Below are 22447 nucleotides of genomic sequence, written 5' to 3' on the forward strand. Positions count from 1 at the left end.
TAGAGCCGCAGACCACACAGGCTTCGACCTGCCGCCATGGACAGCGATCCTGCGCGCATCTAGGTAATCTGCGCGATACCGAGGACGCCATGATCCGACTGAAACACTTCGTGGCCGCCACAAGCGCAAGCCTCGCCTTGGCTGCTGCGACAACGGCGGCGCCACCAAGTCACGCGCGGGCGGGGCCGACGGAGTCCGAAGCCAAGCTGCTGAAGGTGGCGTTCATCGGTGGCTCGATCACCGAAGGCGCATTTTCCAGCGTTCCTGCCAAAAGCTATGCCGGACTGGTCAGCAGTTGGCTGGGTACGCGCAATTGTAAGGTGGAGGCCCGCAACCTCAGCCTTGGGGGCACAGGGTCCGAGTTCGGCGCCTACCGCGCCAGCCATGACCTCGCCGGGTTCGCGCCCGACCTCGCCTTCATCGAATTTGCGGTCAACGATGCCGGCAATGCCAGGCCCGCCATGTTCGCACACATCGACGCCATCGTCTTCAAGCTGCGCCAGGCGAACCCGCGCGTGAAGATCGTGTATCTATCCACCACGGACATTCGCGAGGAGGCCGAGCGCCGCGCGGGTCGGAGGGCAAGGTGGGTCGAGGATTCGGCAGCGGCCGCAGCCTTCGAAGGCCTGCAGTACATCGACGTCGGCGCGAGGCTCTGGGTGAAGGTCATCGCCGGCGCACCGGTAGCGACGTACATGAGCGATGTCGTTCACCCCAACGATTCCGGGCACCAGCTCTACTTCGAAGCGATCCGCGACGCGCTGGATTCGACCATCCCGCTCGCCACGCAGCCGCGTGTGACCAGCTCGAGGCTGATCGGGCAGAGCAAGCTCGACACCGCGCGTCTAGAGCGGGGTTCGTTGGCCACCGGTTGCCGTCCAGGCACGCTCGCGCTCAAGTACATGGATGCGGCGCTGACCTGCGACCAGGGTGACAGCTTCACCTACACTTTCACCGGCACCACGATTGGGCTGCTCAAGGCCGAAGTGCGCGACGGGGGGCGCCTGGCCTGCACGATCGACGGCGGCAACCCGACCACGGCAGATTTCTACAGCGACGCCACCCACATCTACGAGCGGCCCTTCCCGCTGTTCCTCTACCACAACCTGCCGTCCGGCCAGCACACACTCGCCTGCCGCGTGACCGGTGAGACGATCAGCCTGCCGCAGGGCACATCCACCGGGCACAAGGTGACCGTCGGCTATTTCATGGTCAGCGACGAGCGACCGGTTACTCTGTGACGGGTGAGTGGTGGCTGGCGCGGCCGACGAACGGCTAAGCCCGCTCAACCCGGCGCAGTCAGTCCATGCTTGCGCAGGCAATGCCGCAGCTGATCGTAAGTAAGGCCGAGCGCGCCTGCGGTCCGCCGCTGGTTCCAGCGGTGCCGCTCCAGTGCTGCCGAGACCAGCGCGCGCTCGTGCTCCTCCACCGCAGCGCGCAAGTCGCTGACCGTCGGCGAAGGAGGAGTAATCGCTGCGGCCAAGGTCGGCTCCGATGTCGCCACGTCGACTTGTTCGCGCGGTGCCCAGATGCTTTCGAACGGATTGAACACGATCTGCGCGATCGGGCGTTCCTGATCGTCCCAGCGGTAGACCGCGCGCTCGATCACGTTGCGCAGCTCGCGCACATTGCCGGGCCAGGCATAGGCTTCCAGCGCATCGGCTGCGGCTTGCGTGAAGCCGGGCCAGTGGTCCCAGCCGAGCTCGGTCGCCATGCGTCTGCCATAGTATTCCGAGAGCTCGGCGACGTCGCCTTCGCGCGCGCGCAACGGCGGCAGGGTAATCACCTCGAAGCTCAGCCGGTCGAGCAGGTCGGCCCGGAACCGCCCCTCCGCCGCGGCACGCGGGAGATCGGCATTGGTCGCGCCCACGATCCGCACGTCGACTTGCACCGGGCGCGACGAGCCGATGCGCGTGACCTCGCCATACTCGACCGCGCGCAACAGCCGCTCCTGGGCCGCCATCGACAGCGTGCCCAACTCGTCGAGGAACAACGTGCCCTTGTCCGCCTCCTCGAAGCGCCCCATTCGCGCCCGGGTGGCGCCGGTGAAGGCACCAGCCTCATGGCCGAACAGTTCAGCTTCGATCAGCGTCTCGGGTAGAGCCGCGCAGTTGAGCGTCACCAGCGGCTCACCCCAACGCGCGCTAAGGCGGTGCAGGCGTTGGGCGATCAGCTCCTTGCCGGTACCTCGCTCGCCGATGACCAGCACCGGTCGCCCGGTCGAAGCCGCTCGAGAGGCGCGCTCGACCGCATCGAGAAAAGGTGTGGACTGCCCGATGAACTGAAAGTCGCGCTCCATACCACGAGTTAGCGAAATTTCCCGAACTTTGGCAATACCGGAAGGTCTGCAAGCCACACCTTAGCCACGAACCTCAGGTTTCCTGCGCCTGCGCGAGTTTGGCACGGCGCTTGCGAAGCTGTGGGCACTACCAAGGCTCAGGCTCAGGCAAGGACGAGACCCATGTTTTTCCGCAACGACGCACCCGCCGGCAAGTTCGCCCGCTCCAAGCTGGACGCCGCGATCCTCGCCAGCGTGCTTGCAATGGGCACGCTCAACCTGCTGGTCATGGCGGACCAGATCGGCATCCCCAAGGCCTATGCAGCCTCCAGCTGCCGCTGCGCCCCGGCGGGCATCGCGCTGGCATGACCCGGCTTGATGCGGAGATCGCCGGGCTGCGCGGGCAGCGTCAGGCGCTGCCTGCTCCCCTGCTGACGCTCGATGGCCTGGATGAGTCCAGCTCGACCGAATCCGGCGCGAGCGAACCCGGCTCGACGTGGGGAACCTCCAAGGCGTACTATCATCATCAAGGCGACCAGCCCTTCCAAGGCGGCCGTCACACGATCAGAAAGGCACCCTCTTCGATGGGCATCTTCTCCCGGACGCGCGACATCATCGCCGCCAACTTCAACGACCTGCTCGAAAAGGCCGAGGATCCGGCCAAGATGATCCGCCTGATCATTCTCGAGATGGAGGAGACGCTGGTCGAAGTGCGCACCTCCAGCGCGCGCACGATCGCCGACCAGAAGGAGATGCGCCGCCACGTTGCCAAGCTGGACAAGCTGCAGGCCGACTGGTCGGACAAGGCGCAGCTGGCGCTCAGCAAAGACCGCGAGGATCTGGCCCGCGCCGCTCTGCTGGAACGCAAGAAGGCGGCCGACATGGGCGACCAGCTCAAGGCCGAGATCGAAGTGCTCGACGACGCGTTGCGTGCCTACGAGCAGGACATCGAGAAGCTTCAGAACCGCCTGCGCGAGGCCCGCACCCGCCAGTCCTCGATCGCCGCGCGCCTGCAGAGCGCCGAGAACCGCGTCAAGCTGCGCACGCTGCTGTCCAGCGAGCGTGTCGACGAGGCCATGGTGCGGTTTGACCAGCTCGAACGCCGGGTCGACTATGCCGAGGGGCGCGCCGAGTCGATGAGCCTGGGCGACAATCGCCAGCCAAGCCTCGCGGACGAGATCGCCGCGCTGGAGAGCGGGGACAGCATCGAGGCGGAGCTGGCCGAGATGAAGCGCCAAATGGGCGACAAGCCCGCGGCGACTTCCAACTGACACGAGAAGCAAGGGGAACAGGACAATGGCAAGCGGACCATTCTATCTCGACAAGTCGAACGCCAAGCTCGCCGGCGTATGCGCGGGCGTGGCCGACTACACCGGCGTCGACGCACTATGGGTGCGGATCGCCACGGTGTTCCTGACGCTCTTCGTCTCGTTCATCACCATCCCGATCTACATCGTGGCGGCATTCGCAGCGAACAAGCGGCCGATGGCGCTCTACAGCGAGGTCGAGGAAGAGCGCCTGTTGCGGCGTATGCAGCGCTCGCGCAGCAAGGTCCGCTACCGCTCCGAGCTGACCGACATGGACCGTCGCGTCGCCGAGATCGAGGCGCGCTACTACACCAGCAACGCGCGGCTCGCCGCCGAGATCGACAGCCTGCGCTGACGCGCGAACAAGGATTACGGACATGGAAGGTGTTGTCGCCCTGCTCGTTCCGCTGGCGCCGTTTCTGATGGTCTGCTTCATCGTGTGGACCAAGCACCAGCGCAAGATGGCCGAGCTGCAAGTCGCCGCTACCGCCGAGAAGGCGGCGCAGTACGCCTCGCACTCGCGCGAGTTGGAAGAGCGCGTCCGTGTGCTGGAGCGCATCATCACCGATGGCGGCTATGACACTGCCCTGCAGATCGAGGCCTTGCGCGACACGCGTGAGGTCGAAGCGCAGCGCCGCAGCGACGCTCCGGTGGGAGTGACCAAGCAATGAGCTTCTGGAGCGCCATCGTGGCGATCGTCGCCATTGCTGCCTTCGCATGGACGAGAGCGCAGCGTCATCGCGGCGGCTCGTCTTCGATGGGTGAGGGGTTGGTGTCTCGCGAGCCGGAACTGGAGCGCGAGATCGAGCAGTTGCGCCAACGCATAGCGGTGCTGGAGCGGATCGCGATCGAAGAGCGTGGCGGCGACAGGCTGGCACGCGAGATCGAGGCGCTGCGGGATTGAGAACGGCGTCGTCCCGGGCTTGACCGGGGACCGGTAGCGGAATCCGCGCAAGCTGTCGTCGAGGCGCGCTCCTACCGGTTGCCTCGCGAGATGGCGCAACCGGTCCCGGATCAGGCCCGGGACGACGTGGGCTTCAAGGCAAAGCTTTCCGCAACTCCGCCAGCCAAACCTCGGCACTCGCATCGGACGGCGCTCGCCAATCGCCACGCGGGCTGAGCGCCCCCCCGCTCGAGACCTTCGGCCCGTTCGGGATTGCCGAGCGCTTGTACTGCGCGAATGCGAAGAACCGCTTGCAGAACTCCTCCAGCCACCTGGCGATCACCGGCAGGTCGTACGTCACCTTCGCCTCTTCGGGCAGGCCTGCCGGCCACTCGCCGTGCGCGGCATCGTGCCAGGCATGCCATGCCAGGAACGCCACCTTGGATGGCTTCTGCCCGAAGCGCATGATGTGGTGCAGGAAGAAGTCGTTGAGCGCGTAGGGGCCGATCTTGTCCTCGGTGCTCTGCATCTCGCCATCCTCGCCTGCCGGGACCAGCTCGGGCGAAATCTCGGTGTTGAGGATCGAGAGCAGCACTTCGCGCGTGCTCTCGTCGACCTGGGTCGTGGCCGTCCAGCGGATCAGGTACTGCATCAGCGTCTTGGGCACGCCGGCGTTGACGGCGTAGTGGCTCATCTGGTCGCCGACCCCGTAGGTGCACCAGCCCAGCGCCAGCTCGGACAAGTCGCCGGTGCCGACCACGAAGCCGGAGTGCTGGCTTGCCAGGCGGAACAGGTAGTCGGTGCGCAGGCCCGCCTGGACGTTCTCGAAAGTAACGTCGTAGACCTGCTCGCCGCGGCCGAAGGGATGACCGATGTCCTTCAGCATCGTCGTTGCGGCGGGACGGATGTCGATCTCCTCGGCGGTGATGCCGAGCGCGTCCATCAGCTTCCAGGCGTTGCTCTTGGTCCCCTCGCTGGTGCCGAAGCCGGGCATCGTATAGCCACGGATGGCGCTGCGCGGCATGCCGAGCCGGTCGCAAGTCTTGGCCATGACGATCAGCGCGTGGGTGGAGTCGAGCCCACCCGAGACGCCGATGATCAGGCTCTTAGCCTTGGCCGATTCGACGCGGCGCATCAGGCCGTCGACCTGGATGTTGAACGCCTCGTAGCAGTCGGCGTCGAGCTTGTCGGCGCGGTCGGGCACGAACGGGAAGCGGCGCATGGGGCGCTGCAGGCCAAGGTCACCGCTGGCAGGCTGGTGATCGAAATAGATCGTGCGAAAGGTCTGCTCGGGGCTGCCGACAGCGCGTGCGGCGTCGGCATAAGTCGGCAGGCGCAGGCGGTCGTTGACGATGCGGGCGCAGTCGACATCGGCGATGCACAGCTCGGGTTCGAGCGAGAAGCGCTCGGACTCGGCGAGCAGTCCGCCCAGCTCGTAGATCACGCCCTGCCCGTCCCACGCCAGATCGGTCGTGCTCTCGCCGTGGCCGCCCGCCGAGTAGACGTAGGCCGAGTACGTGCGGGCCGATTGCGAGCTGCACAGCAAGTGGCGATCGTCCGCCTTGCCGATGACGATGTTGGAGGCGGACAGATTGCACAGGATCGTCGCCCCGGTGAGCGCGCCCAGGGACGACGGCGGCGTCGGCGCCCAGAAATCCTCGCAGATCTCGATGTGGAAGATGAAGTCGCGCAAGTGGTTGGAGGCGAAGACCAGGTCGGTGCCGAACGGGACCTCCTGCCCCGCAACGCGAATGGTGCGACCGGTCACGCCGATGCCGCTCGTGAACCAGCGCTTCTCGTAGAACTCGCGGTAGTTGGGCAGGTAGCTCTTGGGCACGACGCCCAGCAACTTGCCGTCGGCGATCGCCAGGCCGCAGTTGTAGAGCCGCCCGCGGTCGGCCAAGGCCGCCCCGATTAGGAGCACTGGCGAGAGGCCTTTGCTCGCCTCGACGATGTCGCCGATCGCGTCCTCGACCGCCTCGATCATCGCCTGCTGCAAGTGCAAGTCGTCGATCGCGTAGGAGGACAGGCACAGCTCGGGATAGACCACCAGGTCCACGCCCGCATCGTGGGCGCGCCTGGCTTCCGCGATGATACCGTCGCGGTTGTAGGCAACGTCGGCGGTGCGGACCTTCGGCGTGGAGGCGGCGACGCGGACGAAGCCGTGGCGGTGCAGGTCATAAAAGGGGTGGTCGGTCATGCCGGTGACCTGACAGCTACTAGCTTCAAACGCAACGAACCACTCCATCACCGTTCGTGTCGAGCGAAGTCGAGACACACTGGCCTGGTGCACACGCGTCTTGACTTCGCTCGACACGAACGGCGAGGGGATTTGACTTGTTCCAGGCGAGCTTGGCCTTACATGCCTCAGCCATGCGCAGCCTCGACGACATCCGCGAAGAGTACGAGTTCCTTGATGGCGATGAGCGTTATCGCATGCTCATTGAGCTGGGACGCGAGCTGGACCCGATGCCCGACGCGCTGAAGACCGACGCCACCAAGGTGCGCGGCTGCTCGGCCAGCGTCTGGGTCTACCCGACCAAGGTGGAGGATGGCACCCTGCACTTCCTGGCCGACAGCAACGCCGCGATCACCAAGGGCATCGTCTCGCTGGTGCTCGCCGCTGTGCAGGACAAGCCGGCCGGCGAAGTGGCGGCCACCGACATCGCGGCAAGACTCGAGCCCTTCGACTTGCGCAACCAGCTCTCCTCCAATCGCACCCAGGGCGTGCCGAACATGATCGCGCTGATCCGCGAGACTGCGGCACGCTATGCCGCCGGCTGAGGAGCCCGAGTTCGCCAAGCCCGCGACCGGCCGCATGCGGCTGCTGTGGGCTGCGGGCGGCTGGTTCTTCGTCGGGCTGGGCACACTGGGCATCTTCCTGCCGCTGCTGCCCACAGTGGTGTTCTATCTGCTGGCGGCCTGGTGCTTCTCCAAGAGCCACCCGCATCTCGCCGAGAAGCTCTACGCCAACAAGCGCTACGGCCCGCACCTTGTCGCCTGGCGCGACCGGCGAGCGGTGAGCCGCAAGGGCAAGGTTTCGGCGATCCTGGCGATGAGCGCGAGCGTGCCGTTCGTCTATTTTACGCTAGGCTGGCCGCTGGTGTTGATCCCGCTGGCGGTGCTGGTGGTGCTGGGACCGTGGATCTGGACGCGCGCGGAATGACCGATCCTCTCTCCGGCGGGGAGAGGATAGCGGAGCTTGTTCCGTGAGGAACTAGCGCAGCTTGGAGAGGGCTGCGCACGCACGCACCCTCTCCAACTCCGGCTAGTTCGCTACGCTCCCAAGCCTGCGTATCCTCTCCCCGGCGGGGAGAGGATAAGGTTCACGCCACCAGATCGAAGCGGTCGGCGTTCATCACCTTGGTCCAAGCGGCGATGAAGTCGCGCACGAACAGCTCGCCCGCGTCCGCCCCGGCATAGACTTCCGACACGGCGCGCAGCTGCGAGTTCGAGCCGAACGCCAGGTCGGTGCGCGTGGCGGTCCACTTCTGCTCGTCGGTCGCCCGGATGGTGCCGGCAAAGACCTGGTCGCTGCTCTCGTCGACTACCTTCCACGCCGTGCCCATGTCGAGCAGGTTGACGAAGAAGTCGTTGGTGAGCTGGCCCTTGCGGTCGGTCAGCACGCCTTCCTCGATGTCGCCATGGTTGGCGCCGAGCACGCGCAGGCCACCCACCAGCACCGCCATTTCGGGCGTGCTAAGCCCCAGCAGCGAGGCACGGTCGACCAGCAACTCCTCGGTCGGCACGCTCATGCGCGTCGGCAGATAGTTGCGGAAGCCGTCTGCCTGCGGCTCCAGCGGCTCGAAGTTGGTCGGATCGGTCCACTCCTGCGAGGCATCGGTGCGACCCGGCGTGAAGGTGACGGGTACTCTGTAGCCTGCCTTCTTGGCCGCTTGCTCAACGCCGACGGCACCGCCCAGCACGATCAGGTCGGCGATCGAGACCTTCTTGGCAGCGGTATCGAACTCCGTCTTGATCCGCTCGTAGACCGCCAGCACCTTCTCCAGCTTGGCCGGCTCGTTGACGTGCCAGCTGCGCTGCGGCTCCAGGCGGATGCGACCGCCATTGGCGCCACCACGATGGTCCGACTTGCGGTAGGTCGAGGCCGAAGCCCAAGCGACCGAGACCAGCTCCGAGACAGTGAGGCCGGACGCCAAGATCTTACCTTCCAGCACCGCCACGTCGGCCGCGTTGATGGTGGCGTAATCGGCCTTGGGGATCGGGTCCTGCCAGATCAGGTCCTCCGCCGGCACGTCCGCCCCCAGGTAGCGGGCCTTGGGCCCCATGTCGCGGTGGCACAGCTTGAACCATGCGCGCGCGAAGGCGTCGGCGAACTGGTCGGGATTGGCGTGGAAGCGCTCGGAGATCTTGCGATAGTCCGGGTCGACCTTCATCGCCATGTCGGCAGTGGTCATGATCGTCGGCACCTTGACGCCGGGCGTGTGGGCCTTGGGCGCCAGCGTCTCGTCCGGATTGCCCACCGGGTGCCACTGCCAGGCGCCAGCGGGGCTCTTCTCCAGCTCGTACTCGTGGTTGAGCAGGTTGTCGAAGTAGCCGTTGTCCCAGGTGGTCGGGTTCGCGGTCCAGGCACCTTCGATGCCGCTGGTGATCGTGTGATCGCCCATGCCGCTCTCATGGCCCGACTGCCAGCCGAGGCCCTGCTGCGCGATGTCGGCGCCCTCGGGCTCGGCACCCACGAGGTTGGCATCGCCCGCGCCGTGGCACTTGCCGAAGGTGTGGCCGCCCGCGGTGAGCGCCACCACTTCCTCGTCGTTCATGCCCATCCGGGCGAAAGTCTCGCGGATGTCGCGCGCCGAACCGACCGGATCGGGCTTGCCGCCGGGGCCTTCCGGGTTCACGTAGATCAGGCCGAGCTGGATCGCGGCGAGCGGGTTCTCGAGCGCTAGGCCGGCCTTGTCGTCGATGCGGGTCTGGCCGAGCCATTCCTCCTCGGTGCCCCAGTAGATGTCCTTCTCGGGCTCGAACACGTCGGCGCGGCCGCCGCCGAAGCCGAACACCGGGCCGCCCATCGATTCGATGGCGACGTTGCCGGCAAGGATCATCAGGTCGGCCCACGACAGGTTGCGGCCGTACTTCTGCTTGATCGGCCAGAGCAGGCGGCGAGCCTTGTCGAGATTGCCGTTGTCCGGCCAGGAATTAAGCGGCGCGAACCGCTGCGAGCCGGAGGATGCGCCGCCGCGACCGTCACCGGTGCGGTAGGTGCCGGCGCTGTGCCAGGCCATGCGGATGAAGAACGGGCCGTAGTGGCCGTAGTCCGCCGGCCACCAGGGCTGGCTGTCGGTCATCAATGCGTGGAGGTCGCGCTTCACCGCCTCCAGGTCGAGCTGCTTGAAGGCCTCGCGATAGTCGAAGTCGTCGCCGTAAGGGCTGCCGGTCAGGCCCTTCTGCGGCAGGATCTCCAGCGAGAGCTGGTTGGGCCACCAGTCGCGATTGTGTCGGCCGAGCAGCTTGCGCATGGCCGCGCCCTCTTTCATCGGGCAACCGTGGAGCGGGCTGCCGCTGGTCTCTGCGTCCATGATGTCACTCTCCTCTAATGGCGTGCGCTGACCCTAGCTGCGACAATCCTAGAGGGAGAAATGAGTTCGGGCGATGACAGCGATAGAAGCACCCGAACGAACGAGCGTACAGCTGCGGAGAACGTGGCTTCAATCCTCTACCGCCTCACGCAGCACCGCGACTCCGGCCTGGCGCTGGCCCCGCAACTCACGCTTCAGCGAAGCCGGATCGCGTGCAACAACGAAGCCGAAGCTGACGCCGCCCTCCTTGCCGATCGTCGCGTGGTGTAGCTTGTGCGCTTGGACAAGGCGCTTGGCGTAGCCGCGCTTGGGCACCCATCGGAAATAGCGTTGGTGCACCAGCCCATCGTGGATCAGCGTGTAGATCACGCCATAGATCAGCACGCCCAGCCCGATCCAGGTGCCCGGCCACCAAGCTCTCTCGCCCATGACCAGCGGCGACCCGACGGCGAACGCGGCGATGCTCAGCCCCGCGCCGAACGCGGCGTAAAGGTCGTTTTTCTCCAGCAGCTTGTCATGCGGTTCGTGATGGTCGCGGTGCCAAGCCCAGCCGAAGCCGTGCATCACGTACTTGTGGCTCGACCACGCAACGAACTCCATGGCGGCGACGGTCGCCAGCACGATCAGGATGGGGCCGAGCCAAGACATGGCCGCGCATCTACGCCTCTTCGTCGCACTTGTCAGCCGCCCGCAGGAACAAGCGCCGCGACACTTTCGTACAAATGCGCACAGATCAGCGACGAACCATTTCCTCGCTGTTCAGTTTAGAGGGCATAAATCTGAACACGACGGATCACCCGCCGCTGTCAACAAGAAGGACTAAGTACCATGCGCAAGCTCACCAAGATTGTCGCCCCTGCCCTTATCGCCGCAATGGGCATGGGCCTGGCCGTTCAGGCCGACGCGCAGTCGATGGGCCGCCACAATGCGGGCCACGCCACCCCGGTGCGCAACTCCAACATTCGCGCCGACATCAATGGCTTGAACCGCGACATCGATCGTGCCGTCGCTCGGCGCACAATCTCGAACCGTGAGGCCATGGGCCTGAAGCGTGATGCTATCCAGGTGCAGCGCCTCTATCAGCAGTACGCCCGCAATGGACTGACCCGCAGCGAGGTAAACACCTTGCAGAACCGCGTTGATCGCATCCACGTGGCTCTGCGTGCCGAGCGTCGCGACCGCGACAATCGCCGCGGCTAAGCGCAACATCGTTGCTTGAAGGTGCGCCCGTCCCGCTTGAAATGCGGGGCGGTCGCGCCTAATCGCGCCTGATCATGACAAACGGTCCGCGCACTCTCTACCAGAAGATCTGGGATGCCCACGTCGTCGACACGCGTGAGGACGGCACCAGCCTCATCTACATCGACCGCCATCTCGTCCATGAAGTGACGAGCCCGCAGGCCTTCGAGGCCCTGCGCATGGCCGGTCGTCCGGTGCGCCGCCCCGATCTCACGCTCGCCGTGCCGGACCACAACCTGCCGACCACGCCGCGCAAGGATGCGGCCGGCAATCCCATCCCGATCGCTGACGCGGAAAGCGCCAACCAGCTAGCCACGCTGCGCGTCAACGCCCCGCAATTCGGCATCCGCTACATCGATGCGACCGATCGTGAGCAGGGCATCGTCCATGTCGTCGGCCCCGAGCAGGGCTTTTCGCTGCCTGGCGCGACGATCGTCTGCGGGGACAGCCACACCGCATCACACGGCGGCCTGGGCGCGCTGGCGTTCGGCATCGGCACCAGCGAGGTGGAGCACGTGCTCGCCACGCAGACGCTGCTGCTCAAGCAGAGCAAGACCATGGAAGTGCGCGTCGAAGGTCAGCTTGGCCCGGGCGTCACGCCCAAGGACGTGGTGCTCCATATCATCGGCGTCACCGGTATGGGCGGCGGCACGGGTCACGTCATCGAATACCGCGGCAACGTGTTCGAAGAGATGTCGATCGAAGGCCGCCTGACCGTCTGCAACATGGCGATCGAGGGCGGCGCCCGCTCCGGCCTGATCGCGCCCGACGAGAAGACGTTCGCGTACCTCAAGGGCCGTCCTTACACGCCCAACGGCGAAGACTGGGACAAGGCGGTCACCTGGTGGAAGAGCCTTGCGACCGATCCTGGCGCCACCTTCGACAAGTCCTTCGTCATCCGCGCCGAGGACATCCAGCCGACTGTCACCTGGGGCACCAGCCCGGAAGACACCTCCGCGATCGGCGGCTACGTCCCTGCGCCCGAGGACTTCACCGACGCTTCCAAGCGCGATGCGGTCCGCGTTAGCCTCGACTACATGGGCCTGACGCCCGGCACCAAGCTGACCGATGTCGAAGTGCAGAACGTCTTCATCGGCAGCTGCACCAACAGCCGCATCGAAGACATCCGCGCCGCCGCCGCCGTGCTCAAGGGCCGCAAGAAGGCCGATCACGTGAAGTGGGCGATCGTCGTCCCCGGCTCGGGCCTGGTCAAGGAACAGGCCGAGGCTGAGGGGCTGGACAAGATCATCGTCGAGGCGGGCCTGGAGTGGCGCGAGCCGGGCTGCTCGGCTTGTCTTGCCATGAACCCCGACAAAGTGCCCGCCGGCGAGCGCTGCGCGTCCACCAGCAACCGCAACTTCACCGGGCGGCAAGGTCCGGGCAGCCGCACTCACTTGATGAGCCCGGCGATGGCCGCCGCCGCCGCAGTGACTGGCCACCTCACCGACGTGCGCGAACTGGTAGGATAACCGACATGGCAGACGACAACGACTCCCTCGCCGGCCGCGCCGCGATCGCCGCCGGCGCCGCCATCGGCTCAGCCGCGGTCGCCGCGGCGCTGATGTACGTGAAGCGGCGCAGCGACAAGAAGAAGGCCAGCAGCCTGCCGCCGCCCACCAGCACGGCGCCGCACTTCCCTGCGGAAACCGACTGATGCAGCCGATCAACCACGTTGCCGGGCGCGCCTATCCGTTCGGGCGCAAGAACGTCGACACCGACGTGATCATCCCGGCGCACTGGCTCAAGACCGTCACTCGCGAGGGCCTCGGCCGCGGCGCCTTCGAGGCGGTGCGCAAGGAACCAGGGAACGTCTTCGAGGATCCGGAATACGCCGGCGCGCCGATCGTGATCGCGGGCGACAACTTCGGCTGCGGATCGAGCCGCGAGCATGCCGCCTGGGCCCTGCTCGACATGGGCGTGACCTGCGTGATTGCACCCAGCTTCTCGGACATCTTCTCGGGCAACGCGTTCAAGAACGGTATCCTGACCGTCGCCTTGCCCCAGGACGCGATCGACCGCCTCATGGAGGTCGCCCAGACCGACCCGATCGACATCGATCTGCAGACCCAGTCTGTCACCACGCAGTTCCAGGATCGCTGGAGCTTCGACATCGATCCGTTCCGCAAGCACTGCCTGCTCAACGGACTGGACGAAGTCGGCATGACGATGGCGCAGGGCGATGCCATCGGCGCTTACGAGAGCAAGGCCAAGATCGAGCTGCCGTTCCTGGCAAAGACGCTGGCGACGGCCTGACCAATCCTCTCCCCGGCGGGAGAGGATTGGAGAAAAGCATGGTTGCCCCGCAGCGCCCCCGTCCCTATCGGCGAGGTGCAACCATTCGAGCAGGGGCATGCCGATGACCACATTCGACGACCGCGAGCGCGCCGAAGAGGCCAGCTTCGCCCATGATGCCGAGATGCAGTTCCGCATCCAGGCCCGCCGCAATCGCCTGCTGGGTGAGTGGGCGGCCGATCGCATGAACCTTTCTCTTGCCGAGCGTGACGCCTACGCCAAGGCCGTCGTCCAGGCCGACTTCGAGGAAGCCGGCGACGAGGACGTGATCCGCAAGCTGCTGGGCGACCTCACCAGCGCCGGCGTCGACACCGACGAGGCCGAAGTGCGGGTTGCGCTCGAGGCCAAGCTGGTCGAGGCCCGGCGCATGCTGATGGGCGAGGCCTGAGCCATGGCGATGCCCGCAGCCGAGATCGAGACGCTGATCCGCACCGCCCTGCCCGACGCGCAAGTCACCATCACCGACCTTGCAGGCGACGGCGACCACTACTCCGCGCACGTCGTCTCGTCGGCATTCGTCGGCAAGACCCGCGTCGCGCAGCACAAGCTGGTCTACGAAGCGCTGGGCGGGCGCATGGGCGGCGTGCTCCATGCCTTGCAACTGACCACCGCTGTTCCCAACTGATCATTCGCACATGATGCTGCTTACGCAGCGACAAGGAATAGATTGCCATGACCGACGTGAACAGCCGCATTGGCGAGATCGTAAAGTCCAGCGACGTCGTGCTCTTCATGAAGGGTACGCCGCTGTTCCCGCAGTGCGGTTTCTCCAGCCGCGCGATCGCCATCCTCGATCACCTCGGTGTCGCATATGAGAGCGTCGACGTGCTGCAGGACATGGAAGTCCGTCAAGGCATCAAGTCCTTCTCGGACTGGCCGACGATCCCGCAGCTCTACGTCAAAGGCGAGTTCGTGGGCGGTAGCGACATCATGATGGAGATGTACGAAGCGGGCGAACTGCAGCAGCTGATGGGCGAAGCCGGCGTCGCACGCGCCAGCTGAGGCCACCGCCAACCATGCACCAAAACGGCGCCTTTGGGCGCCGTTTTCGTTTAGGCACCATGCAAGGTCGACGGGTGAGATTTCGCCACTCGACGGCGCAGGGAGCCGTTCGCACGGTGCCTGCCAGCCTACAACGCAAGTGAGAGCTCGGGGAGGCGGGGCCAGGAGACTGGGCGGCCCCGCCTCTAATTCGAGACGTACTCGGGGGTACATCGAACTAAAAGCATAAAGCGTGCCAAATCTCATCAGCCGCAGAAAAGTGCCATTCTTTCAATCCGCTGAGTTCGATCACGACAGCTTGTGTAAAGCGCACCGACACGCCCTCGCCCCCACGATTAGGACGACTGCCACTTGCGCGCCGGACGGCGAGAGGCGACACTTGCGACATGGTTCAGGACAATGCGCAGCGCCCTCCACACGCGGACGACGATAGCGGCGTCCCGGCCGCGACGGTGGTGATCTTTCGCCGCACGCAGGCGGGCCCGCCCGAGCTGCTGATGGTGCAACGCTCCAGCCAGATGCGCTTCGCCGGCGGCGCGGCGGTGTTCCCCGGCGGCAAGGTGGATCCGGGCGATCGCATCCTGGCAGCCCAACTCTGCCGGGGCGAAGACCCAGTGATCGGCGCGGCTCGCATCGCCGCCATCCGCGAGACCTTGGAGGAGACCGGCCTTGCGATCGCCGTGCGCGAGCCGGTTTCCGCGCAGCAAGCGGCTGACGCACGCGCCATGCTGATCGCGCAGGGCCTGCTCGCACCGGTGCTCGACGCGTTCGGCTGGACACTGGAGCCGGACCGGCTGACACTCTACGCACATTGGCGTGCGCCCGTGGAACGCGGGTTCGACACACAATTCTTTGTGCTCGATCTCGGTACCGGCGCGGTCGACATCGCGGTGGATGCTACGGAAAACACCAAGCTGTTCTGGATCAGCGCGGCGCGCGCGCTGGAGCTGGCCGATGCTGGGGAGATCAGCGTGATCTTCCCGACGCGGCGCAACCTTGAGCGCCTCGCGCAGTTCGCCACCTTCGACGATGCTCTGGCGGACATCGCGCACCATCCTGTGCGCAGAATCATGCCCGCTCAGGTCCAGCGGGACGGCGAGACCTGGCTGCAGATCCCCCACGGCCACGGCTATCCGGTCCTGGGACAGCCGTTCGCCACCGCCAAGCGCGGCTGAGCTAGGTCTTCAGGCGGGCTGCGGCTCTCCCTGGACCGGCGAGGCCTTCAAACCGCTCGCTGCATAGAGACCACATAGCACCGCGATGGCGAAGACGATCGCCATGGCCGTGACGGGGATCGCGAACGAGCCGGTCTCACGCGCGATGCGGGCGCCGCCGATCATGGCGCAGGCCATGAACGGTAGCGAAATCACCGTGTTAAGCCCGAAACCGCGGCTGTAGCTTGGCTGGCCGAACGTGTCGCTGATCCCGCGGCCCAGCGCCGGGATTGCGCCCGCGCCATGCATGCCGATCAGGCCGACGATCAGGGCGACCGCGGCGAACGGCGGCTCGGTCAGCAGGAGTGCCCACAGGATCGCGCAGTTAAAAGCAACCAGCGCCAGCGTGCGACCGCCGCCCAGCTTGTCGGCCACCCAGCCGAACAGCACCGACCCGGCGATCCCGACCAGCGACATGATCGAGGCGAGCAGCGCCGATTGCGCGCGCGAGAAGTCCCACGACTGGCCCATCGGCACCAGCAGCGAGCCGAGCATGACCGAACTGGTGATGCTGGCGCAGTTAGCCAGCGACAGCGCCCAGAACTTGGGGCGGCTCAGCAGCTGTCCCACGCTCAGCGAGCCATCGGCGGTGCGCTTCTCGCCAGTGGCGACGGGCGCGACATAGCCCGGCGGGTGATCGACCGTCAGCGCGGTGAGCGGCAGCATCAGAATGGCGCTCACGCCCGCAAGCGTGAGATAAGCGGCCTGCGGACCGTAGTCCGTCAGGAAAGCATTCAAGGTGACCGGCAGCACGGCGATGATGATCGGCAAGTGCACCAGGCCGAGCGCCAGCCCGCGGTTGTGGTTGAACCAGCGAGTCACCAGCGTCGCCGGCCCGATCGAGCCTGCCAGGCTCATCGCCGGGCCGAAGCACAGGCCGTAGGCGGCCAGGTAGAGCGGGTAGCTGTGCGTCAGGCCGAGCACCAGGTAACCGAGCACCGTCAGCACCGCGCCCAGCATCAGCAGCAGGCGCAGCGAGTAGCGGGCGACCAGCACGCCGACGATCGGCGCCAGCGCCGACGAGCCCACCAGCATCAGCAGTATACCGGCTGAGGCTTGCTCGAGCTTGACTCCGAGGCGCCCCTCGACCGATGCGAGCAGAACGCTGAAGGAACCCATGACGGTTCCGATCACGACATTGTGCGAGACGCCGGCGATCAGCCCCATCCGCTTGGCGAGCGGGTGATTGGGCGTATCCACGGCAGGACTTATGGAGCTCAAAGCCACGGCATTCTCCCTTGGCCTCTGCTGGGCCGTATACAACTTGGGAGAGTGTGGCGGCCCTGAGCCGTCGAGGCCAGCCCCTTTTTCGCTGCCGGTGCGATCCTTCGGACGTGCCCGCCAGGTCGCTCGTCAGTCCCGCGTGACCGAGACCTGCGTTCCCAGCTCGTGCAGACGAACCAGGTGGTCGACGATCGGGCCGTAGATGGCGCGATCGAACTCCAGCCCTGCGCAGTCGCCTGCGATCCACCGCACGGTGCCGCCGAGAGCCTCCATACCGTCGGGCCGGATGATGACGCGCGAACCCACGCGGAACATCAGGGTCTCGGTACGGATGCAGCAGCCCTGCGTGGAGATATCCGAGATCTCGCCCGAGTCGCGCAGCCCGTTGGGAGTGCGGCATTGTGCGGGAAGCACGATTGCCCTGCGTTGCGCGCGCCGAGGTATCTCAACAGACATGGCAGGACTATGCCCGCACCTGGTGTATACTTCGTTAAGCGGGCTGCGTCTGATGGCGGGATCGGCACACGTCCGAACCGATCCCGCCAAGCTCTCAGGTGCGACCCAAGAGCCAAGGGCCAGGCGCACGTGAGGGCGTACGCCGGCCACTTTGGACTGTTCTCGATCGGCCAGCCCGGCATCGTAGCGACGCCGGCGCACTGCGTCGCCCCCACAAGGAAGACGACGGCTCGCGGCGAGGGGAAGTCGAGGGAAGCCTCGCGGGCCGATCTGAGAGCGACAGCGGTGTGGCGCACAACGCTGACGCTCGGCAGTCCCGGTCTTGGGGGACATGCCGGGGGCTATGCCCATCCCGGTCCCAGATCAGCGTGATTCCGGTGCGCAGGCCTAGTCGCCAGCATTGCTCCCAGGCACTTGGCCCGGTGTGGATGCCGGAGCCAACTCTGGCTGGGGCCGGAACGGGCCGGTGTAGAGGTGCCCTGCCAGCACCGAATGCAACACGGCAGACGTGCGATCCGATACGCCAAGCTTGCGGAAGGCGCGGCGCACATAGCTGTCGACCGTCTCCGCCGAGATGCCCAGGATCTCGGCGATGACCGAATTGCTCTTCCCCATCGCGATCCAGTAGACGACGTCCAGTTCCCGCTCGGACAGGCGAACGTCGATTGGCTCCTGCGTGTCGATCAGCTCGCAGTAGCGCAGAAACGACATCTGCGCGATCGCATGCGCGGCCGCTGCGCTCTCCTCGCCGATGGACGTGCCTGGCACTGCCGGCAGACCGACGAAGCCGGTCCGGGCGCCGGGTCCGTAAGTGGGCAGCGCCAGTCCATCCTCGAAGCCGAGTTGCGACAGGAACCGGTAGAACGCCTCCTCCTGCTTGCCCGGCGCCTCGATGGTGCGCGCCTCGCTCCACCGCACCGGGCGGCAAAGGCGGAGCGCCAATTCGGGAAGCGGATCCTCATACCGCAGGCGCTCTGGATAGGCTTGCGACCATTCCCCGGCCATGTTGTTGGCACTATGCACCCGGCCGAAGCGCTTGTCGGAAGTTACCGGAGTGACGAAGTAAGCGCGCGGGAACCCGATCGCCGCGAACGCTTCCATCGTCGCCTCGCGCAAGTCGATCACCGATCGCGCGGCGCGAAGTCCCGCCAGCCCTGTGCGAAGCTGCATCAATGTCTCCAGCAGCAAAACTACATGCGCTGCTGCCAAAGCATAGAAGATCGACCTCGCCCGCGCAAACTGTGCAGCCCGCCTGCGGGACTTGCATCCACTGTAAAATGATGAGCCGAGTCGCAGGCCAGAAAACCGCGGATCGGTCCCGAAGCGAGTGGCGCGCCCGACAGGGTTCGAACCTGTGACCCCAAGCTTAGAAGGCTCGTGCTCTATCCAGCTGAGCTACGGGCGCACGCGGCGCCTCCTTTAGCGCGGTTTGGCGATGTCGCAAACGCTGCGAGGGCGAGAGTGCACGGTTGCGATGCGAAGTTCGTCCGCAAGATCGCGGCTGTCCGTGTGCACCTTCAACAAACCCACTAGGCGCGCGCATGCACCCGCGTTACGCTTTGCCGATGAGCGACGAGCAGCTTTCCCGTATCGACGGCCAATCGGGTGCGCGCCGACATTTTCGCTACTTCGACTTCGTGATGACCGGCTTTGTCGTCATCCTCCTGCTCTCCAACCTGATCGGCGCGGCCAAGCAGGCGCAAGTGACGCTGCCGTTGCTGGGCCCGGTGACGTTCGGCGCGGGCGTGCTGTTCTTCCCCGTCAGCTACATCATCGGCGACGTGCTGACCGAGGTATACGGCTACGCCAACGCCCGGCGCTGCATCTGGGCCGGCTTTTTCGCGCTGCTGTTCATGGTCGTCATGAGCGTGGTGGTGGTGAACATCCCGGCCAATCCCGAGTGGGCGCTGGCCTCGTCCACATACAGCGTCGCCGGGCGAGAGGTGACCGCACCCAACCAGGCCGCCTACATGGCGATTTTTGGCCAGACGCCGCGCATCGTCTTTGCCTCGCTGGTGGCGTTCTGGGCCGGCGAGTTCGTCAACTCCTTCGTGCTCGCGCGCATGAAGGTGATGACCTCGGGCAAGCACTTGTGGATGCGTACGATCGGCTCGACGATCGTCGGCGAAGGCGTGGACAGCTTGCTGTTCTATCCGCTCGCGTTCCTCGGCGTTGCAGGCTTCCCGTTGCACCTCATCGCGTCGCTGGTGGTCACCCAATGGCTGATCAAGACGACATGGGAAGCCGTGCTGACGCCGGTCACTTACCTTGTCGTCGGGTTTCTCAAGCGCCGGGAGGGCGTGGACGTCTACGATGAGAACCTGGACTTCTCGCCCTTCGCCAAGGCACGCCCAAAATGAGTTCGCTTGAGCATCGTTTGACCTGGGCCCAGTCGCACAGGTAGGCGGGCGCCACGATGGCGCTCGACCGCATCCTGCTGACCGATTTCCGAAACCACCGCGACACGCAGGTGGAGGGCACCGCACAGTTCAACCTGCTGGTCGGCGAGAATGGCGCCGGCAAGACCAATGTGCTGGAGGCGATCTCCCTGTTCGCTCCGGGCCGGGGCCTGCGCCGTGCGAGCTTGGCCGACATGCCCGCGCAAGATGGCCGCGGCGGCTTCGCTGTCAGCGCCGACCTGGCCTCGCGAGGCGAGCCGGTGCGGCTCGGTACGGGCGTGCCGGCCGAGCGCCCCGGACGGCGGCTGGTGCAAGTGAACGGAGCTGAGGCGCCGGCGGTGCGGCTGGCGGAATGGCTCTCGATCGGGTGGCTGACACCCGCGATGGACCGGCTGTTCTCCGAGAGTGCCGGCGGTCGTCGGCGCTTCCTCGACCGGCTGGTACTGGCCCTGCGCCCCGGACATGCCGGTCACGCGACGCGGCTGGAGAGCGCCCTGCGCGAACGCAACAACATGCTGTCCGACGAGCGGGCGCCGGATCCCCGCTGGCTCGACGCCATCGAGAAGCAACTGGCGGAGGCCGGCGCCGCCGTGGCGCAAGGCCGGCGCGAGACGGTGGAGGCGCTGGACGATCTGCTCGCGCAATTGCCGGCGTCGCCATTCGCTCGGCCTTCGCTTACCTACCGCGCCGGCGGGCCTGACGAGCCCGGCGCTCTCGCCGCGGCCTTGCGAGAGGGTCGTGCTCGCGACCGCGCGGCGCAACGGACACTCACCGGCCCGCATCGCGACGAGCTGGAGGTACGCCTGGCAGCCAAGAACCAGATGGCGGCCGAATGCTCCACGGGCGAGCAGAAGGCGATGCTGATCGCGATCGTGCTGGCTCACTCGCAACTGCTGGAAAGTGCGGGCGAGCGGCGGCCTCGGCTGCTGTTGCTGGACGAAGTCGCGGCGCACCTCGATCCGCTGCGCCGTGAAGCGCTGTTCGAGCGCCTGCGCGCGGGAGCGGCGCAAGTATGGCTCACCGGCACCGAGACGCAGCCTTTCTCCGCGATCCTGCGCGAGACTTCGGTGTGGCACGTCGAAGGCGGCAAGGTGGTGCGGCGGGATTGAGCGGTTGGGCGTGATCGACACCCCTTCCCTTTCACCCTCTCCCCTTGAGGGGAGAGGTAGCGAAGCTTGCCGCGATAGCGGCTAGCGCAGCTTGGAGAGGGGTTTCCGATGGTCGAGAGGGCAGAGACCCCTCTCCAACTCCGGCTAGCCAGCAAGCTGGCAAGCCTTCGTATCCTCTCCCCGTTCGGGGACAGGGCAAGTCTCCTCAGCGCCGAAGTTCCCGTCTCGGCAGCGCCTCTGCCACATCGTCGACAGTGGCAGCCACCATCTCCTCGATCCCTAGCGCAGTCGGATGCGCGCGGTCGGGCTGCACCAGGTCCGGCTTGCCCTGCAGCGGCTGCAGGAAGAAGGGGACGAGCGTGGCGCCGTACTTGTGCGCCAGGCTGGGATAGATCGGGTTGAAGTCACGCGCATAGTCGGCGCTCAGCGCGGGCGCGGCGAGCATGCCGAGGAGCACGACCCGCACCTTTCGCCGCTGCAACGCGGCCAGAATCGCATCCAGGTTCGCGCGCGTCTCGGCGGGGGCGCGGCCTTGCAGCATGTCGTTACCGCCCAGGCTGACGATCACCAGATCGGGGCGGACCGGCTGCGCATCGAGCGTGCGCTCCAGCCGTCGCAAGCCTTGCTGAGTAGTCTCGCCCGAAACGCCCGCATTGGCGATCCGTGCGTTGACGCCGCGCGCGCGCAGCGCCGCCTCCAGCTTGGCCGGATAGCTTTCGCCCTCGTGCAGCCCGTAGCCCGCCAGCAACGAGTCTCCGAACGCCAGGATCGGTCGCTCGGGCCCCATCACCGGGATCGGCACTGGCTGCTCGAGCGGGTCGGCGGTGTTCTGCGGCGCGGGCTCCTTGCCGCTGCCGCACGCTGCCACCGTGCAGGCGATGACGAGCGCTACAGCGATCCGGCCGATTGCACCGGACGCGTGTGTCAGGCGAAGACCTGGGAGCTGGCGGGATCCTTCGGATCGGATCCGAAGCGATTGGGTCCTGCCGTTCCAGGCAGCAGCATGAGCACCAGGAAGGCGATGCCCACAAGCGAGCCGACCAGCGGGATGAACGAGAGCACGACCACGCCCAGATACCACCACCCGCTCATGTCGCGATCGTGCAGCCGGCGCACCGTCACTGCCAGCGTCGGGATGAGCGTTGCGAGCCAGTAGAGCAGGAGCAGCAGGCCGGCGCCTCCGAAGAACAGCGAACCGATGAGGCCGACCGGATCGGAACCCCCATTCTGCAGCGCGGATAGCGACACGCCGGTTCCGATCATGATCCCGCCGATCACCGCATAGACAATAAGGTTGAACAGTCCGAAAGCCCAGAACTCCATCCGGCGCGACCTGCCGTTCAAATCAGCATAGCGCCGAAACGGCAGGAACATGTACTCCAGCATACCCAATCTCCCTGTTCTTTGCCGTCACGGCACGGCTGCAATGCACAAACCGGTCGGGAGTGCCCGTCGCGTTCGTCCGCACCCGCGCTTGCCCCGCGCGGACACTTCGAGTAAGGGC

At 66.2% G+C, this 22447-nt stretch carries 27 protein-coding genes and 1 tRNA gene; 18 read left to right on the top strand and 10 right to left on the bottom strand.

The annotated features are described in order from the left end of the window. The first annotated feature begins 89 nt into the window (after positions 1 to 89). On the top strand, positions 90 to 1241 hold the full coding sequence (locus GV044_RS01450; protein WP_159864470.1) for an SGNH/GDSL hydrolase family protein: 1152 nt from the start codon (positions 90 to 92) through the stop codon (positions 1239 to 1241). Between the two features lie 44 nt (positions 1242 to 1285). On the opposite strand, the gene pspF is transcribed toward GV044_RS01450, so the two are convergent. After that, positions 1286 to 2299, bottom strand: a complete 1014-nt coding sequence (gene pspF, locus GV044_RS01455; RefSeq protein WP_159864473.1) for a phage shock protein operon transcriptional activator — start codon at positions 2297 to 2299, stop codon at positions 1286 to 1288. Between the two features lie 162 nt (positions 2300 to 2461). Here pspF and GV044_RS01460 point away from each other — a divergent pair, with 162 nt between their 5' ends. Genes GV044_RS01460 through GV044_RS01480 form a run of 5 tightly spaced genes read left to right on the top strand, consistent with a single transcriptional unit; the run spans position 2462 to position 4489 of the window. After that, positions 2462 to 2647 carry a hypothetical protein gene (locus GV044_RS01460; protein ID WP_159864476.1) on the top strand — a complete coding sequence of 62 codons (186 nt, stop codon included), beginning with the start codon at positions 2462 to 2464 and terminating at the stop codon, positions 2645 to 2647. Next, positions 2644 to 3549: a phage shock protein PspA gene (pspA, locus tag GV044_RS01465; RefSeq protein WP_236554592.1), complete on the top strand. Its 906-nt coding sequence runs from the start codon at positions 2644 to 2646 to the stop codon at positions 3547 to 3549. Before GV044_RS01460 ends, pspA begins: the two co-directional genes overlap by 4 nt. Positions 3550 to 3574: 25 nt before the next feature. Then, on the top strand, positions 3575 to 3940 hold the full coding sequence (locus GV044_RS01470) for a PspC domain-containing protein (RefSeq protein ID WP_159864479.1): 366 nt from the start codon (positions 3575 to 3577) through the stop codon (positions 3938 to 3940). A gap of 22 nt (positions 3941 to 3962) precedes the next feature. Beyond that, a complete protein-coding gene (locus tag GV044_RS01475; RefSeq protein ID WP_159864482.1) occupies positions 3963 to 4256 on the top strand; it encodes a hypothetical protein in 294 nt (97 codons plus the stop codon). Positions 4257 to 4273: 17 nt separating this feature from the next. Further along, positions 4274 to 4489 carry a hypothetical protein gene (locus GV044_RS01480; RefSeq protein WP_236554594.1) on the top strand — a complete coding sequence of 72 codons (216 nt, stop codon included), beginning with the start codon at positions 4274 to 4276 and terminating at the stop codon, positions 4487 to 4489. 133 nt (positions 4490 to 4622) lie between these two features. Here GV044_RS01480 and GV044_RS01485 read toward each other — a convergent pair whose 3' ends face one another. Then, positions 4623 to 6668, bottom strand: a complete 2046-nt coding sequence (locus tag GV044_RS01485; protein ID WP_159864488.1) for an NAD(+) synthase — start codon at positions 6666 to 6668, stop codon at positions 4623 to 4625. 173 nt (positions 6669 to 6841) lie between these two features. Here GV044_RS01485 and GV044_RS01490 point away from each other — a divergent pair, with 173 nt between their 5' ends. Both GV044_RS01490 and GV044_RS01495 read left to right on the top strand, forming a co-directional pair. Continuing rightward, the gene (locus GV044_RS01490; protein ID WP_159864491.1) at positions 6842 to 7252 is read left to right on the top strand and encodes a SufE family protein; all 411 of its coding nucleotides are present in this window, start codon (positions 6842 to 6844) and stop codon (positions 7250 to 7252) included. Then, positions 7239 to 7634, top strand: a complete 396-nt coding sequence (locus GV044_RS01495; protein ID WP_236554596.1) for a YbaN family protein — start codon at positions 7239 to 7241, stop codon at positions 7632 to 7634. Before GV044_RS01490 ends, GV044_RS01495 begins: the two co-directional genes overlap by 14 nt. Positions 7635 to 7794: 160 nt before the next feature. Here the strand turns inward: GV044_RS01495 and katG are convergent, their stop codons facing one another. After that, positions 7795 to 10008: a catalase/peroxidase HPI gene (gene katG / locus GV044_RS01500; protein WP_159864494.1), complete on the bottom strand. Its 2214-nt coding sequence runs from the start codon at positions 10006 to 10008 to the stop codon at positions 7795 to 7797. A 129-nt stretch (positions 10009 to 10137) separates the two neighbouring features. Next, the gene (locus GV044_RS01505; RefSeq protein ID WP_159864497.1) at positions 10138 to 10656 is read right to left on the bottom strand and encodes a sterol desaturase family protein; all 519 of its coding nucleotides are present in this window, start codon (positions 10654 to 10656) and stop codon (positions 10138 to 10140) included. A 180-nt stretch (positions 10657 to 10836) separates the two neighbouring features. On the opposite strand from GV044_RS01505, the gene GV044_RS01510 reads away from it, so the two are divergent. The 8 genes from GV044_RS01510 (at position 10837) to GV044_RS01545 (ending at position 15716) form a co-directional block, all read left to right on the top strand. Beyond that, the gene (locus GV044_RS01510) at positions 10837 to 11208 is read left to right on the top strand and encodes a hypothetical protein (protein ID WP_159864500.1); all 372 of its coding nucleotides are present in this window, start codon (positions 10837 to 10839) and stop codon (positions 11206 to 11208) included. Between the two features lie 74 nt (positions 11209 to 11282). After that, positions 11283 to 12716, top strand: a complete 1434-nt coding sequence (leuC, locus tag GV044_RS01515) for a 3-isopropylmalate dehydratase large subunit (RefSeq protein WP_159864503.1) — start codon at positions 11283 to 11285, stop codon at positions 12714 to 12716. Positions 12717 to 12721: 5 nt separating this feature from the next. Continuing rightward, positions 12722 to 12901 (top strand): hypothetical protein, encoded by a 180-nt coding sequence (locus GV044_RS01520; protein ID WP_159864506.1) that lies wholly within the window; start codon positions 12722 to 12724, stop codon positions 12899 to 12901. Then, positions 12901 to 13500 (top strand): 3-isopropylmalate dehydratase small subunit, encoded by a 600-nt coding sequence (gene leuD, locus GV044_RS01525; RefSeq protein WP_159864509.1) that lies wholly within the window; start codon positions 12901 to 12903, stop codon positions 13498 to 13500. Before GV044_RS01520 ends, leuD begins: the two co-directional genes overlap by 1 nt. Positions 13501 to 13603: 103 nt before the next feature. Beyond that, complete coding sequence (locus tag GV044_RS01530; RefSeq protein ID WP_159864512.1) at positions 13604 to 13927, top strand: DUF1476 domain-containing protein; 324 nt, start codon at positions 13604 to 13606, stop codon at positions 13925 to 13927. A 3-nt stretch (positions 13928 to 13930) separates the two neighbouring features. Further along, positions 13931 to 14164, top strand: a complete 234-nt coding sequence (locus tag GV044_RS01535; RefSeq protein ID WP_159864515.1) for a BolA/IbaG family iron-sulfur metabolism protein — start codon at positions 13931 to 13933, stop codon at positions 14162 to 14164. Between the two features lie 47 nt (positions 14165 to 14211). Next, positions 14212 to 14541 (top strand): Grx4 family monothiol glutaredoxin, encoded by a 330-nt coding sequence (gene grxD / locus GV044_RS01540; protein ID WP_159864518.1) that lies wholly within the window; start codon positions 14212 to 14214, stop codon positions 14539 to 14541. A gap of 386 nt (positions 14542 to 14927) precedes the next feature. Next, on the top strand, positions 14928 to 15716 hold the full coding sequence (locus tag GV044_RS01545; protein WP_159864521.1) for an NUDIX domain-containing protein: 789 nt from the start codon (positions 14928 to 14930) through the stop codon (positions 15714 to 15716). Positions 15717 to 15725: 9 nt separating this feature from the next. On the opposite strand, the gene GV044_RS01550 is transcribed toward GV044_RS01545, so the two are convergent. From GV044_RS01550 to GV044_RS01565, 4 genes are all read right to left on the bottom strand, one after another. Then, on the bottom strand, positions 15726 to 16982 hold the full coding sequence (locus GV044_RS01550) for an MFS transporter (protein ID WP_159864524.1): 1257 nt from the start codon (positions 16980 to 16982) through the stop codon (positions 15726 to 15728). Positions 16983 to 17108: 126 nt separating this feature from the next. Next, positions 17109 to 17435, bottom strand: a complete 327-nt coding sequence (locus GV044_RS01555; protein WP_159864526.1) for a PilZ domain-containing protein — start codon at positions 17433 to 17435, stop codon at positions 17109 to 17111. A 387-nt stretch (positions 17436 to 17822) separates the two neighbouring features. Then, positions 17823 to 18605: a LuxR family transcriptional regulator gene (locus tag GV044_RS01560; RefSeq protein WP_159864530.1), complete on the bottom strand. Its 783-nt coding sequence runs from the start codon at positions 18603 to 18605 to the stop codon at positions 17823 to 17825. A gap of 158 nt (positions 18606 to 18763) precedes the next feature. Next, positions 18764 to 18840, bottom strand: a tRNA-Arg gene (locus GV044_RS01565). A gap of 160 nt (positions 18841 to 19000) precedes the next feature. Between GV044_RS01565 and GV044_RS01570 the strand changes: the two genes are divergently transcribed. Further along, positions 19001 to 19795, top strand: a complete 795-nt coding sequence (locus GV044_RS01570) for a queuosine precursor transporter (RefSeq protein WP_159870669.1) — start codon at positions 19001 to 19003, stop codon at positions 19793 to 19795. A 56-nt stretch (positions 19796 to 19851) separates the two neighbouring features. Then, positions 19852 to 20943: a DNA replication/repair protein RecF gene (gene recF / locus GV044_RS01575; RefSeq protein ID WP_159864533.1), complete on the top strand. Its 1092-nt coding sequence runs from the start codon at positions 19852 to 19854 to the stop codon at positions 20941 to 20943. A 205-nt stretch (positions 20944 to 21148) separates the two neighbouring features. Here the strand turns inward: recF and GV044_RS01580 are convergent, their stop codons facing one another. Both GV044_RS01580 and GV044_RS01585 read right to left on the bottom strand, forming a co-directional pair. Further along, positions 21149 to 21811 (bottom strand): arylesterase, encoded by a 663-nt coding sequence (locus GV044_RS01580; protein ID WP_236554599.1) that lies wholly within the window; start codon positions 21809 to 21811, stop codon positions 21149 to 21151. 56 nt (positions 21812 to 21867) lie between these two features. Beyond that, complete coding sequence (locus tag GV044_RS01585; RefSeq protein ID WP_159864536.1) at positions 21868 to 22329, bottom strand: DUF805 domain-containing protein; 462 nt, start codon at positions 22327 to 22329, stop codon at positions 21868 to 21870. Positions 22330 to 22447: the final 118 nt, after the last annotated feature.

Source organism: Novosphingobium sp. 9U (assembly GCF_902506425.1).
GTDB lineage: Bacteria > Pseudomonadota > Alphaproteobacteria > Sphingomonadales > Sphingomonadaceae > Novosphingobium.

Coding starts and splice junctions, on each gene's coding strand:
- GV044_RS01535 (WP_159864515.1), top strand. CDS start 13,931: ATGGCGATGCCCGCAGCCGAGATCGAGACGCTGATCCGCACCGCCCTG.
- GV044_RS01495 (WP_236554596.1), top strand. CDS start 7,239: ATGCCGCCGGCTGAGGAGCCCGAGTTCGCCAAGCCCGCGACCGGCCGC.
- GV044_RS01555 (WP_159864526.1), bottom strand. CDS start 17,435: ATGTCTGTTGAGATACCTCGGCGCGCGCAACGCAGGGCAATCGTGCTT.
- recF (WP_159864533.1), top strand. CDS start 19,852: ATGGCGCTCGACCGCATCCTGCTGACCGATTTCCGAAACCACCGCGAC.
- GV044_RS01490 (WP_159864491.1), top strand. CDS start 6,842: ATGCGCAGCCTCGACGACATCCGCGAAGAGTACGAGTTCCTTGATGGC.
- leuC (WP_159864503.1), top strand. CDS start 11,283: ATGACAAACGGTCCGCGCACTCTCTACCAGAAGATCTGGGATGCCCAC.
- GV044_RS01505 (WP_159864497.1), bottom strand. CDS start 10,656: ATGTCTTGGCTCGGCCCCATCCTGATCGTGCTGGCGACCGTCGCCGCC.
- leuD (WP_159864509.1), top strand. CDS start 12,901: ATGCAGCCGATCAACCACGTTGCCGGGCGCGCCTATCCGTTCGGGCGC.
- katG (WP_159864494.1), bottom strand. CDS start 10,008: ATGGACGCAGAGACCAGCGGCAGCCCGCTCCACGGTTGCCCGATGAAA.
- GV044_RS01585 (WP_159864536.1), bottom strand. CDS start 22,329: ATGCTGGAGTACATGTTCCTGCCGTTTCGGCGCTATGCTGATTTGAAC.
- GV044_RS01485 (WP_159864488.1), bottom strand. CDS start 6,668: ATGACCGACCACCCCTTTTATGACCTGCACCGCCACGGCTTCGTCCGC.
- GV044_RS01560 (WP_159864530.1), bottom strand. CDS start 18,605: ATGCAGCTTCGCACAGGGCTGGCGGGACTTCGCGCCGCGCGATCGGTG.
- GV044_RS01475 (WP_159864482.1), top strand. CDS start 3,963: ATGGAAGGTGTTGTCGCCCTGCTCGTTCCGCTGGCGCCGTTTCTGATG.
- GV044_RS01470 (WP_159864479.1), top strand. CDS start 3,575: ATGGCAAGCGGACCATTCTATCTCGACAAGTCGAACGCCAAGCTCGCC.
- pspF (WP_159864473.1), bottom strand. CDS start 2,299: ATGGAGCGCGACTTTCAGTTCATCGGGCAGTCCACACCTTTTCTCGAT.
- GV044_RS01520 (WP_159864506.1), top strand. CDS start 12,722: ATGGCAGACGACAACGACTCCCTCGCCGGCCGCGCCGCGATCGCCGCC.
- GV044_RS01530 (WP_159864512.1), top strand. CDS start 13,604: ATGACCACATTCGACGACCGCGAGCGCGCCGAAGAGGCCAGCTTCGCC.
- grxD (WP_159864518.1), top strand. CDS start 14,212: ATGACCGACGTGAACAGCCGCATTGGCGAGATCGTAAAGTCCAGCGAC.
- GV044_RS01510 (WP_159864500.1), top strand. CDS start 10,837: ATGCGCAAGCTCACCAAGATTGTCGCCCCTGCCCTTATCGCCGCAATG.
- GV044_RS01460 (WP_159864476.1), top strand. CDS start 2,462: ATGTTTTTCCGCAACGACGCACCCGCCGGCAAGTTCGCCCGCTCCAAG.
- GV044_RS01450 (WP_159864470.1), top strand. CDS start 90: ATGATCCGACTGAAACACTTCGTGGCCGCCACAAGCGCAAGCCTCGCC.
- pspA (WP_236554592.1), top strand. CDS start 2,644: ATGACCCGGCTTGATGCGGAGATCGCCGGGCTGCGCGGGCAGCGTCAG.
- GV044_RS01570 (WP_159870669.1), top strand. CDS start 19,001: ATGAGCGACGAGCAGCTTTCCCGTATCGACGGCCAATCGGGTGCGCGC.
- GV044_RS01545 (WP_159864521.1), top strand. CDS start 14,928: ATGGTTCAGGACAATGCGCAGCGCCCTCCACACGCGGACGACGATAGC.